A 20,601-nucleotide genomic window follows, 5' to 3' on the forward strand; every position below is an offset into this window, starting at 1 on the left:
AACCCCTCTTTTACAGCAAAATGTATGGTCGCAAGCACGGCGAATGCTTGTTAATTTCCGAACAGGGAGATGATTCTGTCTTTCACTTCCGGTTCATGGAATGTCTTGTCATGCATGGCCATCTCTTGCTCGATCACGCGAGGCAGTTCCTCCCGAATCGGCCGGACCAGATGGTCCTTTAAGGTGATCAGCGACACTCTCGGTTTTTCTGCCAGTTGGCGCGCCAGCTGCAGCGCCCGGTTTATCACGTCTTCACGCGGAACGACGGGGAACGGCACGCCCCTTTTTTCCAAATCGGCGCCTCTGTAATTGTTGGCGCTCATTAGCATCTCTTCTCCGAGGGAGAAGCCTAACTTCTTCGGCACGATGTAAGTAGCTCCCATACCGGGTGTGAATCCAAATCGCATAAAATTGGTCGTGTACACGCTCTCACGGCTCAAGATCACAAAGTCGGCAAACAGCCCGACGACAAACCCGCCGCCGATCGCGTGCCCTTGCATCGCGGCGATCACCGGAACCTTGCACTCCAAGGCGAGCGCGTAGACGTTCGCATCGGTGAATCGGCCTCTTCCTTCATGAATCGCCAGCAGCCCTTCCATCGTGCCGCCGGAGCAAAAATAATTGCCATAGCCAGTGAGGATGACCGCCTTGCAGCGTTCATTCGCGGCGATCTTCTCGAACGCTTCGATCAGGCCGCTCACTAGCCCTTCGGTAAAGGTGTTCTTCTGTTCCCGATCCTGCAAGGTCACTTGCACGATCCCCTTCTCGATCTCTCTGCATTCCACCACTGGATTCGTCATGTTCTCCTCCACTCTCCGTGGATCAGCTCTCCCACGGGAATTGCCCCGTTTCGATATAACGGAAAATCAGCTCTTGGTTGCGCGGATCTGCAAACACTTCCCGGTTCGCTTCGAGCGCCAACGGCTTGGCGCGGTGCAGACCATCCTGCAAGCTGTTCATCAAGCGCTTGTATCGCTCGATGCCGCGCCTCGGCACATAGCGCAGCCGCATGAGATGCTTGCGAAGCAAGGTCTCGCTCTCTGCATCACAGGCATCGACAAGCCCCCACTCCACGGCTTGTCTGACGTTGATCGGCTGCGTCATCAGCGTCAGATAGTTCGCCTTCTGAAAACCGATCCGCCGGATCAAAAACGGCAGCACGCATGCCGGCAGAAGTCCGAAGAGCAATTCGGACAAGGAGAACTCCGCCGTTTCATCCGCCAGCACGATATCGCAGGCGGCGACAAACCCGACGCCGCCTGCGTTGACCTTGCCGCGAACGTGCGAGATGGTGATAAACGGGCCAGTCGCCAGATCGAGCCATAGGTCGTACAGCGGCTCCGGTGACGGATCGAGGCTCTGCCCGCTCGCCTTTTTCTCATGCAGCTCTTGAAAATCGGCCCCGAAGCAGAACACGTCCGGCAACCCCTCCAGCACGAGGATCGAAGCCTGTTCCCGGCAGTGATCGATCACCTGGCGACACTCGTACACCAAGCGCTCGTTGATCGTGTTCTTCGCCTCGGGACGGTTGAACTGCAAAAAGCACACCGGGCCTTGCATCCGCACCCGGATCGTCTCGTAGGCGGCTGTGTTCATCAGCACCACCGGTATTCTCGATGGAATTCTGAGATCTCTTCCAGATACAGGCGCTGTCCGGCTTGCCCGGAAGCGAGGGCGCCCGGGATCAGGTTCAAGTCCAGCTTGACATTGCGGGTGCCAAATTTAACGGTGCTGCTGCTGTGGAGAACCTTCTCATATTCGTCCATCGACAGTCGGTAGCGGTTGTTCAGTTGCTCTTGAAGCTTGAAGCCGCGCAGCACTTCTTGACTGCGAGGAGTGACGACGCCGCTGTAAAATTCGGAGCAGCAGCCCGAGCCATAGGAGAAGATCCCGATGCGCTTGTTCCCTTCAAACTGCCCGTTGTCGATCGTGCTCGCCAAGGAGAGCAGAACGGTGGCCCCCATGATGTTGCCCACCCGCTGGCAGTAGGTCAGACCCGGCACCACGCGCTGTTGGAAATCGGCTTCGATCTCCGGGCCTTTGACCTTGGCGATCTTGCGCATCATCGTGCGGTGCGCGCCTTTGACCATGCCGCCAAACGGCGTGTGGAAGGACAGGTACTGGAACGTGACGCGGTAATCGACATCGGCGACGCGGTGCTGGTATTCCAGGAACGCATTCTCGCAGCAATCCAGATACGAGAGCAGGGAGAGGTCCGCGTCGCCCGCTTCGCTGTCGGCCACCGGGCGGCAGGTGTCCATCACCTCGTAGCCGTAATATCCGTTGGCTCCGACATCGACTTGGAACACGTGCGGCTTGTCGCTGACCAGAAGCGCCACCGCGCCTGCGCCGCCGCTCGGTTCGGCGAACGACCAGTCTTCGCTGAGCGCATCTCCGCCTTCGACGGCCAGGAACCGGGAGATGTCCGTGGCGACGACGAGCGCTTTTGCTCCGGGCGAGACTTGGGAGAGAATGAAGTTGATCGCCATCTGGAATCCGGCGGTGCCTGAATAGCAGGCTTGCTTGATCTCGAACAGGCGGCAGGTACGGCTCAGTCCCAGTTGATGATGCACGTAGGTGCTGAGCGACTTGCCGAAATCGATCCCGGATTCCGTGCAGGTAATCAGCAGTTCGATGCGGTTTTTTTCTTCCTCGGACAGCGCATCGACCACCGGCTTAGCCGCGTTGACTGCAAATGTCACCGGGTCTTCAAACGGCAAGGCGACCGCCTTTTGCTTCATCAGCAAATTTTCAAATCTGGGGATGTCCAGGTTTCGATGTCTGGCCAGATCCATGACATCGAGATACGCGGTCCCCCCGAACACATTCATCGCTTCGATACCGACGGCAACCATAGTCGTCCTCCTCATACTCGTTGTAAACAAATGGCGGTGTTAACGCCGCCAAATCCCATGCTCAGGTTCAGGGCTCTGTACATGTCATGCGGCTCCGCTTCTCCACGCACCCAGTTGAACTCGACGTCCATCGGGTCCTCCAAGTTGCGGGTCGGATGCAGCTGAGACGCTCTCATCTGCAGCAGCGTTGTGACGATCTCCACAGCGCCGGCCGCCGTCAGCCCGTGGCCCGTGATCGACTTGGTGGCGTTGATGCGCGCCGCAAGCAGCCCGCATTCGCGCAGAGCCTGCAATTCGGTCTCATCGCCGATCCCCGATCCCGTTCCATGCGGGTTGATGTAGTCGATCTCCTCGGGTGACAGGCCCGCTCGTTCCAGCGCTAGTCGAATCACTCGAACCTCCCCCTCGCACGAGGGGTTCGGGTTGCGGTTGGCATCCATCGCCAGGCCCCATCCGACCACGCTCGCGTAGGGTCGTACCTGCCGTTGGATCGCATGTTCGGCCCGTTCGATCACGATGACGCCGCATCCTTCCCCGTAAATGAACCCGTCGCGTCCCTTGTCAAACGGACGGCATGCCCGAGCTGGGTCGTCCGCATAGCGGTCGCTTCCCATCGCGCCGAGTGCTCGTAATCCCTGAAGCTCCATGTAGGACAGATCCATCAAGCCTCCCATCGCGAGGCAGACATCAACTTGTCCCGAACGAACCGCTTCAGCGGCCTGTAAGACCGCCAACTGTCCGCTGGCCGAAGCCCCGCCGATCGTGTAGCCGAACCCGCGTATGCCAAACTGTTCGGTACACAGGCCGCTCAGGTCGCTGTCCAGAAAAGAGAGTCCGTAGGTCGGACGCAGAAAGTCGAGCTGGTCCCGGTAGGATTCATGCGCTTGCAGCAGTTCGCGCTGCTGTAGGTTGGAGCCGCCTACCACAAGGCCGATTCGGGACGGGTCGACCGTACTGAGCTGCGCTTCGTCCCAAGCCTCTTGCAAGGTGGCCAGCGCCACTTGCCCGGAAAAAGAGAGCGTACGCAACAGCCGTTTGGTAAAACGCTCCGGAAGAGACAAAGAAGGAACCTCCGCTCCGAGAAAGGAGGTTCCTTTTTGTCTGCCTGGGCGTTGCATCACGCCGAACGCATGGCGGCCTGCCAGCAGAGCGGAGGTAAAATCCAACTTGCCCTGCCCGATGGCCGAGGTGACGCCAAGGCCCGTGATGAGCAACTCAGGCGGTCCGGAGCTTGCCATAGAGGACCTCGACCAGTTCACCGATGTTTTTCGCTGTGGACAGCTCGACAAGCGGGATCTTCAGGTCCAGCTCTTCGATGATGATCATGACGATCTCCGCGCGATCCACCGAATTCGCGCCAAGATTGGCCAGTTGGTCAGTCGGCTGGAAGGTGTGACCTTCCAGCTCCGGGAGCACTTCACGGGTATTGCGGACGACGACTTCAAAGATCTCTTGTTTGGTCATTTTACTTCCTCCTTGATTTTGAACTGCTGAAGCAATTGATCGGCTTGTTCGCTGTCGAGATTCCCTTCATACACCTGCAAGAGCAGATCGTCTACGGAGAGCTCCGTTGCCGGCTGTTCCGCTATCGGATGCTTGTGCAACTGCTTGCTCAAATAGGCGGCGAATTCGCGAAGGGTCGGGTAGTCGTAGACTTTGGTCGCCGGGATGTCGGTGCCATGTTGCTGGTTGATTACGCGAATCCACTCCACTCCGACGATGGAATCCAGCCCCATGTCGACGAACTTTTTGTCGAGGTCGATGTCAGCCGCTTGCAGGAACAACGCGTCTGCGAGACTTGCGCGCAATTCTTCGTGCAGGGTGGCCGCCGAGACGGAAGGAACCGCCTTGGGAGCTTCGATTTGCGGTGCAGGCGTCGGCGCTGATGTTCGTGCAGGTGCTGGTGTCAGTGCCGCTCTTGGTGCGTTTTTGCTCAACACGTTTGCGATGTAGCTGGCAAACTCGCGGATGGTCGGGTAGTCATAGACTTTGGTCGCCGAGATGTCCGTGCCGTACTGTTGATTGATCACGCGAACCCATTCCACACCGACGATGGAGTCCAGCCCCATGTCCACGAATGCCTTGTTCACGTCGACATCGCTCGGCTGCAAAAACAGCGCTTCGGCCAGGGTCGCTTGCAGCTCTTTTTGCAAAGACTCCGCCGGGATGGAGGCCGGAACAGACGGTGCAGGCATCGCCACTTTGATCTCCACAGGGGCCGGGGCCGTCGTCGCTTGACCTACAGGTGACAGTTGGATCGGTCGACGTGGTGCTGACCGTTCCAAGGACGGCTCGCGGACAGCCGACAGCGGCTGCAGCGCGATCCCGTTCGTTCGGACGGAACGGTTCGACGACGCTTTGGCCGGTCCGATCGGCTTGAGTTCGCCCTCCGGTGCGACTGGTGCTGCCGGTGCTACCGGTGCTACACGGATCGCCGGGAGCCAGAGGCGTTGTTTGGCGAACGGGTACGACGGGAGACTGATCAGGCGGGGCTGGTGTGCACCGTGCAGCTTTTTCCAATCTAAGGTCAATCCCTTGACCCACAAGGAAAGGAGTTTGCCGAACTTGCGCTTTGCAATCCACGCTTCAATCGTCAGCGCCATATCTTCATCGGCGGCAAACAGCATCAGATCCTCATTGTTGCGTCTGAATTGCCCACGATATAGGTCTTCTACGCCCGTCTCGCCAGCTGCATAGCGCTTCAGCTTGTCAGTCATCTCTTGCAGAGAGCCAACGACCAGCGCCAGCCGCTCTTCCATCGGCTCGCGTCCCACCTGCAGCGTGTAGGCCGCATCAGACAGATTGGCCTCCGTGATTCGCCCGTCCTCGATGGCTACCAGCAGCTGCAGAGCCTGTTGGCGAAGCTGCTCTTCCTGGCGAGCCGACAGCACGATCACAGCCGGGTTCTGCGGCGTGACCCGCGCCTGCGTCCCAGATGCTTGCTCAGGTCTATACTCTTCGATGAGGATGTGCGCATTGGCACCCCCTGCACCAAACGAGGACAGACCTGCGATGCGCGAACCTTCCTGTTCTTTGCCGTCGATCTCTACCACTGGACGCTTCCAGTCGGTCAACTCCTGCTGCACCACAAACGGCGTTTTTCCAAACTGAATATTCGGGTTCAACTCTTGCGCATGCAGGCTCGACGCAAGTTGGCCATGCTTCATCTGCATGACGATCTTCGCAAGTCCCGCGATGCCGGCTGCCGCTTCCAGATGTCCGATGTTCGACTTCACCGAGCCGATTGCGCAGAATTCGGTGTCCTTCGTATGGCGTCGGAAAGCTTGTGTCAGCCCGGTGATCTCGATCGGATCGCCGAGCTCTGTGCCCGTGCCGTGCGCTTCGATGTAGCTGACTTGGCGCGCGTTGAGTCCGGCCCGCTCCAAGGTCTCGAAGATCAGGTCGCCTTGCGCAGTCGGGTTGGGCACGGTGTACCCGTTGGTCTTGCCGCCGTGGTTCACGCGGGAGGCTCGGATCAGCGCATGAATCTGGTCGCCGTCCGTGAGCGCTTGCGACAACGGCTTGAGCAATACTGCGCCCACACCTTCGCCCGGCACGAATCCGTTGCCGTTCAGCCCGAAGCTCTTGCACTGCCCGTCCGTCGAGAGCATGCGCTGCGCACTGAGGAAAACGTAGGTGGAAGGATGCAGGTACAGGTTCACCCCGCCCGCAATCGCCATCTCGCAGTCCCCGCGATACAAGTGCTCGCAAGCCTCATGAATCGCGCTCAGCGAAGAGGAGCACATCGTATCCACCGGCATGCTCGGCCCGTTGAGGTTGAGGAAATACGACACGCGGTTCGCAACGGAAGCAAAAGACGTGCGCGGGAAGATCTTCTCCCCTTGCTTCCACAGATCCGGCCCATACAGCTCAAAGCCGGTTTTGGTCACGCCGACAAACACCCCGACGCGGCCTTCGTGCTGGTCCGCGATGCTCTCCTTGGTATATCCGGCATCCTCCAGCGCCTTCCAGCTCTCTTCCAAGAAGAGGCGCTCCTGCGGGTCGATGTTGATCATCTCTCGGGGCGACAGGTTGAAGAACTGCGGATCGAAGTCTGCGAATCCGTCTACAAAACCGCCCCATTTGCTGTAGCTTTTGCCTTGTCTCATCGCTTCGTCTTGATTCGGATGGTAAAAATCATCCAGCGACCAGCGTTCGCTCGGAACCTCGGAGACGCAGTCTCGGCCCGCTTTTAGATTCTCCCAATAGTGCTGTAGCGAAGGCGACTTGGGATAGCGGCCGGAGATTCCGATGATCGCAATCGGTTCGCGCTTGTTCGGTTTTGTCGGCAATGGCGCTACAGGCGCGATCCGTTCGAAAGGTCTTGCCGGCGGCTGTGCAACAGTTGCATCCGCTGCGACGGGTGCTTCATACCCCGTCCACCGCTGGCAGGCCGTCCGTTCTTCCTCGACAAAATAGTCGGCCAACGCGCCCAGCGTGCGGTATACAAAGAAGAGCGTCTTGGACAGATCACCAAAAATCTCTGCGAGCTTCTGGTTGAGCTTGGAGATCATCAGCGAATCGATCCCGTAGCTCTCCAGCGGCTCTTCGGCATCCAACTGGTTCGCGCGGATGTCAGTGGTCTCGCTGAAGAGAACTTTTAGCGCATGCAAGGTCTTGGCGCGCAGTGCGTCGTCTTGCTCCTTGGCAGGCGTGACACCCTCTTCGGCTTTGGCTGCGCGTACCTCGATGCGTTCTAACACTTGACGAAGCGTGGTCTCATAGAGCGAAGCCGGCGTGAGTTCCAGCCCGTATTGACGGTTGATCTTCTGCGCCAGTTCGCTGAGCAGGTACGGATCGAAGCCGTATTCCGTCAGTTGCGCTTCCGGATCGATCTCGTTTCCCTTCACGTTGAGCAACTCGGAAACCATGTGCAGCAGGGCTGCTTCCAGCGGCGGCAGGACCGCCGTCGAGGAAGCGGACGTTGCGTGAACCGGTTCTGAGTGCAAGGTCTGCTTGATTTGTGCACGTTTGCCTTCCAACACCATCACCTGATCTTTGCCGGTTGCCAGACCGCGATACAAGGCCTGCAACCCGGTTTGAGTTCGCAGAGGGATCATCCCAATGCGTTGTAGCAGCAGCTTTTCCGTCTCTTTGTCAACGCGCATTCCGCCCTCTTGCCAGAGCGGCCAGTTGATGGACAAGATGCGTCCGCCGCGAGAGTTCGCAAAGGCATCCAGAAATGCGTTCGCCGTCGCGTAGTCGGCCTGTCCGAGATTGCCGAGGACGGCTGCGACGGAGGAGAAGAGCACGAAGAAGTCGAGGTTCAGGCCTTTGCTGGCCGCATCCAGATGCACCAGACCTGCAACCTTGGGAGCCAGCACCTCGGCCAGCTCCTCTTGCGTTTTCTTGAAAATGAACTGATCCCGGTTGACGCCCGCACCATGCAAGATTCCGTGCAGGGTGCCGAATTTTTCACAGATGCCTTCGATCAGGCGTGTAACCTCAAGAGCAGAGCTCACGTCGACTTGTCGATATTCTACGCATGCGCCCATGCCCCGCAGTTTCCGCAGACAGGCCTGACCAGCGTCCGACAGCGGGGATCGGCCCGCGAGAATCAGTGTCGGGTTGGCGGCCTGCCGTGCGATCTCCTCGGCGACGATCATCCCGATCCCGCCGGCGCCGCCCGTAAGCAGGTAGATACCTCCTGAACGCCACGGAACCGGGGCGCGCTCTTGGTCGATCTCAACTTCGCGCCACCCAGCAACAAGACGCTTGCCGTTTTGATAGCGGACATGGTCGTCTTTCAGGGCATGCAGGTTCTCTTGCAGTCTCGCTTCAAGCCCTACGCCCGACTCCACTTCAATCACTTGCCCGATGAAGTTCGGGTTCTCCAACTGCGCCGTTCGCAACATGCCGGACAGCGCGGTGAACAGCTGCGAATCCGCCTGTGACAGCACGGCGATCTGCATCAGCACCTTGCCCTTCGGCTTGTTGTGCAGAAGGGTCTGAATCTCCGTGAACACCTGTGCCGCATACGCTTGGAAGCGTTCTGCAAGCGCGGCGGAGCCGGCTTGCAGGATGCGATACTGCAACGAATCGAGCTTCGCCTCGACCTCGCAGAGCAGCACAAGATGCAGCGCGAGAGACGGTGGTGAAGATTGCGGGACCACCGCCTGCCCGGTCCAGATCGGTTCAAACAGCAGCGCTTCATAGACATCCTGCGCTTGCGAAATCCAGTGGCGCTCCTTCGCGAACGGATAGGTCGGCAGGCTGAGACGGCGCGGTCGGTTCTCGCCGTAGAGTTGGTTCCAGTCAGAAAACTGGCCCTTCACCCAGAGTTCGGCGATCTGCTCCGCCCCTCGCGATTCCGGATGAGCGGCCGCTTCGCCCGAGCTCGCCTTGCCGCGCTTGACCTGTCCTCGCCAGACACCGTTCAACCCGGTCTGCCCTTGCAAGAACGCCTGCAATCTGCGCTCGATCTCTTCAACCGACGTGACTACCAGCGCCAGGCGCTCTTCCATCGCATCGCGCCCAACTTGCAGCGTGTAAGCGATGGATGCGAGGTCTTCGTCGGCAAACTCCTGCGCGACGAGGACGTTGCACAGTTGCCGCACCTGCTCCTGGAGGCGCTGTTCATTCTTGGCTGACAGCGCGATGACGACCAGGTTCTCGGTGGAGTTCTCCGTCTTCGATCTCGGCTGCTCCTTCGGCAGATACTCCTCGATCATGACATGCGCGTTGACGCCGCCGAACCCGAAGGAACTGACGCCCGCACGGCGCGGCAGGTCTTGGCCGGCTGCGTCTTGCAGAGCCTCCCATCGCTTCGCCTCCCGCACGAGATAGAACGGGCTGCCCTCCAATTGGATGTAGGGATTGACCGTTTCGCAATGCAGCGTAGGTGCCAGCGTCCGGTGACGGAGCTGCAGCAGCACTTTGATCACGCCTGCTATGCCGGCCGCTAGTTCAAGGTGGCCGATGTTCGTTTTCACCGAACCCAGCCCGCAGTGAACGCTCTCGACCTCTTGCGTACCTGTTCTTCTGTACAACTCTTGGAATGCGCTCTTCAATCCGTTGATCTCAATCGGGTCACCCAATTCGGTGCCCGTTCCGTGCGCCTCGATGTAGGTGACGGTCCGCGGGTCGATGCCGGCTTTGTCGTACGCGTTGATCAACAGGTCCGCTTGGGCCTTCGGGTTGGGAGCCGTCAGAGAGTTCGCGCGTCCCCCGTGGTTGACCGCCGTCGAGCGAATCAAGCCGTAGATATGATCTCCGTCGCGCTCGGCAACCGACAGCTTTTTCAAAACGAGCATGCCGACCCCTTCGCCGCGTACATAGCCGTTCGCTCCGTCCGAGAACGTCTTGCAGCGCCCGTCTTCAGATAGCATGCCGGCCTTATTGAAGCTGATGTGCGCCTCCGGGGTTACGATCGTGTTCACACCGCCGACGACCGCCATATCGCAGTCGCCGTTTTGCATCGCGCTGACGGCGCGGTGGATGGCGACCAGCGAACTTGAACAAGCGGTCTCCACCGGCTCACTCGGGCCATGAAGGTTCAGGGCATAGCTCATTCGGTTCGGTCCGACCGACGGCACGACGCCCGTGGACGAGTACCCTTCAATCGGGAAGTGCGCCTGCGTGATCAGTCCGCTATACCCGCTGCTTCCCGTTCCGACGAAAATCCCCGTCTTGCTGCCCGACAGGCTCTGTGCCGAATAGCCCGCATCCTCGATCGCCTTCCAGACATAGGTCATCAAAAGGCGCTGCTGAGGGTCCATCAGCTTGGCTTCAAGCGGCGAGATGCCGAAGAAGAGCGAATCGAACTTGTCGGTCTCGTCGAGGAAGCCGCCCCACTTGATGTTCGTTTTGTTGGCTTCCGTCTTCGGGTCGCCAAAATAGGCTCTCCAATTCCAGCGTTCCGGAGGAATCTCGGAGATACAGTCGATGCCTTCCACGAGGTTGTGCCAGAACTCCTGCATGTCGCGGGATTGCGGGAAGGCCCCGCTCATCCCCACGATGGCGATCGGCTCGGTCACCGCCGATTGTGCCTGTTGCACCACAGCGGTACGCGGGCGGCGCTTTTGTCTCGTCGCTCGGGTCGAAGTAGCTTCTTCTTGCAGCAGGGCCGCTGCGACTTCCGCCCGTGCCGTTTCCGCTTGCACGGGGGCAGCCGGGGAGGAAGGAGCCGTCAAGCGCGAGGCGAACACATCTCGGAATTCGTCGGACAAATAACCGGCAAACTCATGCAGCGTCGGATGCTCGAAGAAGATCGTCGGCATCAGGTCCAGCTTATACGCCTCGTTTAAATCGTTGGCAAACTCGGTCAGCGTGATCGAATCAAAACCGTACTCGCTCAGCTCTGCATCCGCATCCAGCTCTTCTGCATCGACCTTGAGCAGACGGGAAACCGTCTGAGTCAGCAGGTCCAGCACGCGCTTTCGCAGATTCATGCTGTCCCCCTTGTCATCGACAGCAACAGCGACAGAGGACGGCGAGACAGTGACAGATGCCGGCAGCAGTTTCTTCTTGATGCGCTCCGCTTTTCCTTCGATCACCAGCACTTGGTCCTGACCCGATCTCAAGCCTTCATAGAAGGCACGAAGTCCGCTCTTGGTGCGCAGCGGGATCATGCCGAGGCTCTGCATCATCATCTTCTCGGTTTCTGGATCGACACGCATGCCGCCCTCTTTCCAGAGCGGCCAGTTGATCGACAGCGTCCGGCCAAGGCGATCCCCGGCGGCCACCCGTCTGTTGCGATGCGCCGCGTACTGATCCATGAACGCATTAGCCGCCGCATAGTCGGCCTGCCCCGGATTGCCAAGGCCGCTGGACAGCGAAGAGAACAAGACAAAGAAGTCCAAGGCCATGTCTTGGCTGGCGACATCAAGATTCACAAGCCCGCGCACCTTCGGTGCCAGCACTTGAGTCAGTTCCGCTGCTGTTTTCTTGATGATGAAGCTGTCTCGAATCACCCCGGCGCTGTGCAGGATGCCGTTCAGGGTACCATGATCCGCCCGCAGCTCTGCAAACAGCTTCTCGACTGCCGCTCGATCGGTCACATCCACCTGCTTGTACACCACGCGCGCCCCCAGAGACTCCAGTTCGAACAGCGCCTCTCGTTGAGGCTCGCCCAGCACGGATCGACCTGTGAGCACCAGCGTTACACCCGGCGCCTGTGTGGCGATCTCCTTGGCAAACACCAGTCCAAGACCGCCCGCACCGCCGGTGAGGAGATAGATGCCGCCCTCTTTCCACGGTGTCAAAAGGGCATCCGCATCTGCGGATGCGCGAACTTCGCGCCAGCCCGCCACTTGTCGCGAGCTTCCCTGATATCGAATGCGGTCTTCCTTACCGCTGTTGCGATCTGCCAGCAGCTTCTTCTCAACCGCTTCGAACTCATCGACTTCGATCAGCTGCCCGATCAAGTTCGGATTTTCCATCTGGGCGGTTTTCAGCAGCCCTGACAGCCCGGCGAACAGAAGTTGTTCCGCATGGTCCGGCACGACGATCTGCACCAGCACCTTGCCCTTGGGCTTGCCTTGCAAGATGCGCTGAATCTCCTCCAACGCCTGCATCGCATACGCTTCAAAACGCACCTCGATGTCTCTCTCATCCGCTTGCAACGTCAGGCAGCGCGCTCCTTGCACGTCAGCTTCGAACTCGCAGGACAGCACGAGATGATCCGCATAGGCCGTCGCCTCTTGCTGTTCGTGCGCCTGTTCCGTCCAATGCAGTGCCAGCATGAGCGTTTCGAACGCCTCCGAGTCGGCCTGATTTTCCAGCACGCGAGAGGAAAAGCCCTTCATGTGCGCACACACATTGCCTTGCTCGTCACAAAGGCGAATATCGAGCTTCTGCACGCTATCCCCCGGCTTGCACCCCTCGCTGTAGCGAACCTGTGCCCACATCGAAGACGTGCAAGGAGCATAGATGTCAAGCTCCTGCAACGCAAACGGAAGCGCCGGCTTCAGCGGTGCCACGCCGAGTTGGAACCCGATCGCCGCCTGCAAGGCCGCGTCCATCAGGCTTGGGTGCAGGACGTATTGCGAATCGGTTCCCGTCACGCAAGGCGGCAATGTCAAACGAGCCAGAATCTGCCCGTCGCCGACCTGCAATAGATCGAGCGCACGCTGCGCCGGACCATACTCCAAGCCCATCGCGGCAAAGCTTTCATAGCACTCCGACACGCTGATCTCACGTGTGCTGCAAGCTGCCTTCAACTCCTCAACAGGCAACTGCTCCACCTGTTTCTTGCCCATCACGACAGCACGCCCTTGGCTGTGTATGTTCGCGTCAACGCCGCTGAAGATCTCGTAGGAGATCGTGCCATCTTCCTCTTCGCACAGTCCGATGTGTACCTCAACAGGCCGCTCGCAAACAGTGACAGGGTGCGTCCAGACCACATTTTGCAGACGAAGGAATTGTGTGTCCTCGTCGAGAACTCCGGCCGCCAGTTCGACGGCGGCGCGCGCCATCTCCAGATAGGCGACGCCCGGCAGAACGCGCTGTCCCTTCACAACATGATCGGCGAGGAAAAACTCCTGCCCCGTCAAGCTCGTGCTGTATCTCTGTTCGGAAAAATCGGACGTGTTCCGATGCAAAAGCGGATGAAGCGCATCCGTCGTCAAGCTTGCTTGAACGACGGACGGACGCTCAAGCTGCGGTGCCCAGCAACGCTGTTTGGCAAATGGATAGGTCGGCAGGCTGATGCGGCGCGGCAATTCCTCGCCCCACAGTTTGCTCCAATCGAGCGCCAGGCCCTTGACCCACAGGTCGGCCAGCTTAGACAGCTTACGGCGCTGAATCCATTTTTCAATCGCTTCCTGTAGCTCTTCATCTGCGGCGAAGAGCGAGAAGGTGTCTCGGTTGCCTTTGACCTGCCCTCGGAACAGTTTACTGATCTCTTCCTGTCCGCTGATAAACGCCTCCAGCTTGCGAACCAGCTGCTGCACCGAACCTGCAACTACGGCGAGACGCTCTTCCATCGCTTCTCGTCCCACCTGCAAGGTATAGGCCATGTCCGCGAGATCTTCGTCGGCGAATCGTCCCTCCTGCAGTTCCGCGAGCAGGTTCTCCGCCTGTTGACGCAGGCGCTGTTCATTTTTGGCCGACAGCACGAGCAGCACCGGATTCTGCGGGGACACCTCGACAGGCGTGCGCAGCGGCTCTACCGAAACGTACTCCTCTATGATCACATGCGCGTTGGAACCGCCCGCCCCGAATGACGAGATGCCGGCGATGCGCGGCACTTCTCGAACCTGACCGCCGATCTCCACCAGTGGACGCTTCCACTCCGCCAGCTCCTGCTGCACGACGAACGGGGTCGCGCCAAAGTCGATGTTCGGGTTGAGCACCTTGGCGTGCAGCGAAGGCGCGAGTTGGCGATGCTTCATCTGCAGCAACACCTTCGTAACGCCGGCGATGCCCGCTGCGCTCTCGCAGTGACCGATGTTCGACTTGGCCGAGCCGATGGCACAGGATTGCAGTTTGGCGTTTGCCGTGGCCTGGAAGGCCTTGGTCAAGCCTGCGATTTCGATCGGATCGCCAAGCGAGGTGCCGGTTCCATGCGCTTCGATGTAGGAGACCATGCTCGGGTCAAGTCCCGCCTGCCGCAGCGCCTGCTCGATCACATTCGCCTGCGCATTCGGGTTCGGGACGGTGTACCCGTTGGTTTTGCCTCCGTGGTTGATCGCGGTGGCCTTGATCACGCCGTGGATCTGATCTCCGTCTTCAATCGCTTTGGACAAAGGCTTGAGCAGCACCGCGCCCACGCCTTCGCCCGGCACGTACCCGTCGCCCCCTTCGCCAAAACTCTCGCATCGCCCATTGCTCGACGCGAACTTGCCTTGGCCGAGCAAAATGTACTTATTCGGGTGAATCGAGACGTTGACACCGCCGGCGATTGCCAGTTCACAGCCGCCTTGCTGCAAGCTCTGGCAAGCCAGATGAATCGACGTCAGCGAAGACGAACACATCGTATCGACGGCAAGGCTCGGCCCGTGCAGGTTGAAGAAGTACGACACCCGGTTGGCGATCGAAGCCGGACTTCCCGCCAGCGCGATTGGGCGGCCAAGCAGCGTCTCCTGTGCGCCGTACAGCTGATACTCTTCGTACATCACGCCGACATAAACCCCAACGTTGCCGTCAAGCCCTCGTCCGCGCTGCTTGGCGAGCGTCTCGCGGGTATAACCCGCATCTTCCATCGCCTCGTAGACGGTCTGCAGGAACAATCGCTCCTGCGGGTCCATGATTTCCGCCTCGCGCGGGGAGATGTTGAAGAACAGCGGGTCGAATTGATCCACGCCATCAATAAATCCGCCCCATTTGCTGTTCGTCTTGCCTGGCTTGCTTTTGTCCGGGTCAAAATAGAGGCTATGATCCCAGCGTTCTTGAGGAATCTCCGTGATCGAATCCTCGCCGTTCCGCAGATTGCCCCAGAATTCCTGAAGGTTGTGCGCCCCCGGATAGCGGCCGGAGACGCCGATGATCGCGACGTCCATCCTGCCGTTCGCTACCTCTTCTTGTGCATGCGCCGTCGAAGCGAACCGCTGGCGTCGACGGCTGACGAGTACCGTCCGTTCCGGCTTTTCCTTGACCGCAGGCTTGCGGGCCGGTGCGGCGTCTTGCGCCAGTTCCTTGTCCCCTGTCAGCCGCACCAATTGCGCTCGATGCGAGTCGAGGAAGTACCCAGCCAGGTCTCTCAGGTTCTGATACTCAAAAAAGAGCGTCTTGGGCAGGGAGCCAAAAGTTTTTTCCAACTGGTTGGTCAGCCTCATCACCAGCATGGAATCAATCCCGTACTGTTCAAGCGACGCATCCGCATCAAGACGGCTCACCGGCCATTTCAAAACGGTGGACACCTGCTCTTTGAGATACGCGATCGCTCTCTCCTGCAAAGGGTCCGTGCTCGCAGCAGCTACCTCTTCCCGGCTCGTTTCCACGAGCTTCTCCGGCACAGCAGCCTGCTCGTCTTCCGCAACCGCTCCAGCTTGCAGCACGCGGGAGGTACACCCTTTGAAACGGATGCGAACGCTTCCTTCCTTGTCGCAGAGGTCGACATCGAGCTTTTGCACCTTGTCTTCCGGCCGGCTGCCCGCGCTGTATCGAACGAGCGCCCACATCTCGGCTTCACACGGCCCAAAGACATCTAGCTCCTGCAGCGCAAACGGCAGTGCCGGCTTGAAGATCTCTTGCCCGATCAGTAACCCGATGGCCGATTGCAAGGCCGCATCTGCAAGGCTCGGATGCAGAAGGTAGTCGGCCAGAGAGTCAGAGACGACGGACGGCAGCCTCAATTCGGCCAGCACTTGCCCTTCGCCCACCTGCACCTGCTCGATGCCTTGATAGGCCGGCCCGTACTCCATGCCCATCGCACGGAAAAATTCATAGCACTCCGCTGCCCCGTACTGTCCCTGCACGAAGGATGCTTGCAGCTCCTTCAGGTCCCGCTTCGGCGCCTCTTCCGCCGGCGTATTCCGCACGGCGCGTCCTTGGCTGTGCACGATCTCCTCCCCGTCTTGCAGGGTGTAGACCTCATATCCAACCTCTCCGCCCGCCTCCGGGAAGAGGGCGATGTGCACCTCGACAGGTTCTTCGCCGACGAGGATCGGCCGCGCCCAGACCACATTGCGCAGGCGAACATCCTTCAGGCCAGCCGCCTGCTCGACCGCCTTGCGGGCCATCTCCAGATAGGCCACGCCTGGCAGCACCTTCTGCCCCTTAACCACATGATCGGCCAAGAAGAACTCCGCTCCCGTGAACGTCGAGGAAAAGCGCTGTTCCGCAAAATCAGACGTGTTCCGATGAACCAGCGGATGCAACTGCGACGCCGTCGGAAGAGCGCTGACCTCCGCCTTCTGTGCAACCCAGTATTCTTCCCGTGTGAACGGATAGGTCGGCAGGTTCGTGCGCGTAGGTCTTTCTGCGCCGAACAGCGCGTCTCCCGCGATCTCGCCGCCTTGGCAATACAGACCGGCAAGTGTACGAAGGTGCTCCTGATAGGCAGCAGTGTTCGTCGCCAATTCGCGGCTCTTCCCTGCCAGCTCCAACGCCTGCTCCTGCAGGGCCGACTCTCCGGCCTTCTCGCGCGTCACCTTGCCGCGGAACACGTTGGCATCTTGCACACCTTCCCGCGCCTGTTTCAGAACGCGCAGCATCTCCTGCGCATCCTGCACCACGAACGCCAGACGATGGGCAAAATGCTGACGTCCCTCCAGCAACGTGTAGCTGATCTGCGCGAGACTGCCTGCAGCGCCCGAATCGGTCTCCAGCATCGCGATCATGTCTTGCAGCTTCTCTTGCAGCGCCTCGTCCGTTTTCGCCGAAAATGGGAGCAGGTAATGCGAGTCCTGGGGACCGGTATTCCCACCCTTTTCAAAACTGCGGACGACCATGTGCGCGTTGGTGCCGCTCATGCCGAACGAACTCAACGCTCCCACACGGCCTGCGCCTTCCCGCTTCCCCCACGGCTTGCTCGTCTTGTTCACATAAAAGGCACTGTTCTCCCAACGGATGTACTCGTTCTCCGTCTCGCAATGCAGACTGGCCGGGATGGTCTCATGCCGCATCGCCTGAACCAAGCTGATCAGGTTGACCAAACCTGACGCCGCAAACGTGTGGCCCAGATTGGTCTTGGTCGAAGTCAGCGCACAATACCCGCGCTTTTGCGTGCGGCGCTTGAAGACGTCCTGCAGCGCATGAACCTCGACCGGGTCCCCGAGCTTCGTCCCGGTGCCGTGCGTCACGATGTAGTCGATCTCTTCCGGGTCTACCTCGTACTGCTCGTACACATCCTGTAAGAGATTCGCCTGTGCGACGGTGCTTGGCGCCGTGATGCCGTTCGTCTTGCCGTCATAGTTCACGCCGCTGCCTTGGATGACCGCGTAGACCGGGTCGCCGTCCGCCAGTGCTTGCGAGAGCCGCTTGAGCACGACCACCGCCACGGCTTCCCCCGGCACCAAACCGTTCGCCCCGTTGTCAAACGCCTTGCATTTGCCATCCTCCGACAGCATGCCGGCCTCTGTCATTCCTAGGTAAGCGGCCGGCGTCAGCAGCAAGTTCACGCCGGCGACCACCGCCGCGTCACACTCCCCATTTCGCAGGCTCAAGCAGGCCTGATGGGCTACCACCAACCCGGAGGAGCAGGCGGTATTAATCGCCATCACCGGGCCGCTAAAGTTCAGGAAATACGGCAGGCGCGCCGCAAGAATCGCGTTATGGTTCGACGTGATGCTGGTGTCCTCGCCTTGAGACAGCATCTGATAGTCGCCTTCTTCCACGCCGACGAACATGCCGATCTTGCTCTCGTTCAGATGTCGCTTGCCCAATCCCGCATCTTCCAGCGCCCGCCACGCCTCTTGCAGGAGCAGGCGCTGTTTCGGGTCCATCGCTTCGGCTTCCATCGGCGAGATCTCAAAGAACAGCGGATCGAACTCCCGCACGCCCGGGATCGCACCCAGCCATTTGCTGCGACTGCGGTCGCCATAATACTCCCGCCAGTCATATCGGTCTTCCGGAATCTCGGTGACCGCATCCCGTCCTTCGGCGAGAATGTCCCACAATTCTTCGATGTTGCGCGCCTGCGGGAAGCGCCCGCTCATCCCGATGATCGCAATCGGCTCCGGCCCCGCTCCCGAGGTCTCGGTCGCCGCCGTTTCCGCAATAGTGTCCTCAAGAGACGCTTCCGGCTGTTTATCCACACGCTCAGGCTGCACTCGTTCCGTCGCGTAGAAGGCGCGCACGACTTCTCCATGCTCACTCTCCAGATGCGAGACCAGCGCCTGAATCGTCGAATGCCCGAAAAACACCGCTGGGGAGATCTCCACGCCAAAATGCTTCGTCATCGCAGTGGCCAGCTCGACCAAGCTGACCGACTCAAATCCAAAATCGGCCAGGTTCGTCCCCACGTCCAACTTGTCCCGCGAGACCTTTAGAATTACGCCGATCAGTTCTTGCAACTCCCACGTCAAGCATTGTGCCACCGTGAATCCCTTCATCTCCGGACATCTTCCGGAACCGGAAGAGAGGACCGCTTGCGAGGTCGGAGCCTTCGAAGGCTCAGGCTGTGACTGGCCGAGGAAGTGCTCGACTCGACGGCGCTCTCCGGCCATGACCAGATGCTGCGTCCGCTCCTGCGAGAGAAGGAGGTCAAACATCGCCAGCCCTTCTTCCACTTCCAAGAAGCGCTGACCGCTCGTTTTCAGGTAGATCTTGGCGCTCTCCTCATCTTCAAGCCCCATACCTCCGTCTCTCCAGAGCGGCCAGTTGATCACCAGCGCCTTACCGGGAAGCCCCTGTTCGTTTCGCATGGCTGCATAGGCCATCTGGAACCGATTCGCCAGCGCATAGTCACCCGAACCAAAGTCACCGAGGACCGCCGAAGACGACGAGAAATAGCAGACGAACTCCAACGCCTCTTCGTCTGCGAGCAGCTCGTCAAGCACTTGAGTGCCCCTGATTTTCGGGTCGAGGATGCGCTTGAAACTCTCCTCATCTTTCTCAAGGATGCTTCGGTCGCTTGTGACACCCGCCGTATGCACAACGCCATGAATCGCGCCAAACTGCTCACGCGCTTGAGCAAGCCCTTCCCGCATCGCATCCGCATCGCAGACATCCGCTTTCACATACAGGACTTGGCTGCCCAACTTTTCCAGAGCACGGAGCTTGGTTAGCTTCTCATCGTCAAGCGCAGAGCGACCAGTTAGAATCAGCTTGACCGGACCTTTTTTCGCAAAATATTCCGAAAATAAATACCCAAGCCCGCCGCATCCTCCGGTGATCAGATAAGTGCCCCCTGCTCTCACCTTCAAGCCGCCTGCTTGCAAGTCGGTCGGCTGCACGGAGCAGACATAGCGCTTGCCGGATCGGTAGAGAACGCTGGAGAGCGATGGCGCTTGCAGTTCCGTCAAAATCTTCGGCAGGCACGCAGCGAACGAGACCTCTCCCTCTTGAATGAACATGGCCGCCTGCGTCTGTGGCAGCACGAGCCGTAGCGAGCGGGTCAGCGCGATCCACGACTCCAGATGACAACGCTCCAATTCGTTGGCATAAGAACCGAGGAGCAGCAGTCGCTTGGCCTGCACGTTCGACTTCGCCAGATCTTGAACAAGAGGAACGAGCGCAGCCGGGTCCTGACGGCAGCTCGCATCCTCCAGCGGACAAAGGTACAGCACGGCGTCCACCACTTGCCAGTCCTGCCGCCCGTCGCCGAGCACGTCCTGAAGGCTCTCCCCGCTGGTGACGAACGCAACCTGTGCGCGATGATCGACAGCCTGCACCGCTTCAACGACCGCTTGCTGATGTTCCGGCTCTGTCAGGAAGCAGATCAGCTTGCTCGTACGAAGCGGCGTTCCCTCGGCCGCCTTTTCCTCCTTCCAGACTTCTTCATAGGTCAACAATTTAGAAGTCGGCTCAGAAACGGACTCATTTCTGCTTGCCGCATGTGCATTTCGAATCATATCTATCGCTTCGGATTTGGACAAACGATTGTGTTTCACTTCAGACAATAGTTGCTGCAGGAAATCTTTCATATGTGCCTCCTCGCGCTTCGGCGTTCCTTTTTGAATTTCTCTCATAAAATAGAAAAAAAGGGAGGATCGCTCCTCCCTTTTCTTAGGTTCTGCTATGAAAATATGTCATGCGGACATACTCTTCCCATGTCATCTGCCCACATGCACACGACACAATGCAACTGGATGTGCCCCTTACACCCGCCAACGCGCCGCAACATCGATTGGAAAGCAAATAAGGAGTTTGTTTCAAATATGCTATCATTTACCATCTTCTACCTAATACTAATCTCGCAACA

The 20,601-nt window shown here is 59.2% G+C and carries 6 protein-coding genes; all 6 read right to left on the reverse strand.

Features of this window, described 5'->3' with window-relative positions; translation table 11 throughout:
• Positions 1–50: 50 nt before the first annotated feature.
• Genes MHB80_RS17690 through MHB80_RS17715 form a run of 6 tightly spaced genes read right to left on the reverse strand, consistent with a single transcriptional unit; the run spans position 51 to position 20,323 of the window.
• The gene (locus tag MHB80_RS17690) at positions 51–800 is read right to left on the reverse strand and encodes a polyketide synthase (RefSeq protein ID WP_341278218.1); all 750 of its coding nucleotides are present in this window, start codon (positions 798–800) and stop codon (positions 51–53) included.
• 22 nt (positions 801–822) lie between these two features.
• Positions 823–1,596, reverse strand: a complete 774-nt coding sequence (locus MHB80_RS17695) for an enoyl-CoA hydratase/isomerase (RefSeq protein ID WP_341278219.1) — start codon at positions 1,594–1,596, stop codon at positions 823–825.
• On the reverse strand, positions 1,596–2,855 hold the full coding sequence (locus MHB80_RS17700; protein WP_341278220.1) for a hydroxymethylglutaryl-CoA synthase family protein: 1,260 nt from the start codon (positions 2,853–2,855) through the stop codon (positions 1,596–1,598). Before MHB80_RS17700 ends, MHB80_RS17695 begins: the two co-directional genes overlap by 1 nt.
• An 11-nt stretch (positions 2,856–2,866) precedes the next feature.
• Positions 2,867–4,093 (reverse strand): beta-ketoacyl synthase N-terminal-like domain-containing protein, encoded by a 1,227-nt coding sequence (locus tag MHB80_RS17705; protein ID WP_341278221.1) that lies wholly within the window; start codon positions 4,091–4,093, stop codon positions 2,867–2,869.
• Complete coding sequence (locus MHB80_RS17710) at positions 4,071–4,319, reverse strand: acyl carrier protein (RefSeq protein WP_341278222.1); 249 nt, start codon at positions 4,317–4,319, stop codon at positions 4,071–4,073. The genes MHB80_RS17705 and MHB80_RS17710 overlap by 23 nt, the downstream gene beginning before the upstream one ends.
• Positions 4,316–20,323 carry an SDR family NAD(P)-dependent oxidoreductase gene (locus MHB80_RS17715; protein ID WP_341278223.1) on the reverse strand — a complete coding sequence of 5,336 codons (16,008 nt, stop codon included), beginning with the start codon at positions 20,321–20,323 and terminating at the stop codon, positions 4,316–4,318. Before MHB80_RS17715 ends, MHB80_RS17710 begins: the two co-directional genes overlap by 4 nt.
• Positions 20,324–20,601 lie beyond the last annotated feature (278 nt).

It is taken from the genome of Paenibacillus sp. FSL H8-0537 (assembly GCF_038051995.1).
Taxonomy (GTDB): domain Bacteria; phylum Bacillota; class Bacilli; order Paenibacillales; family Paenibacillaceae; genus Pristimantibacillus.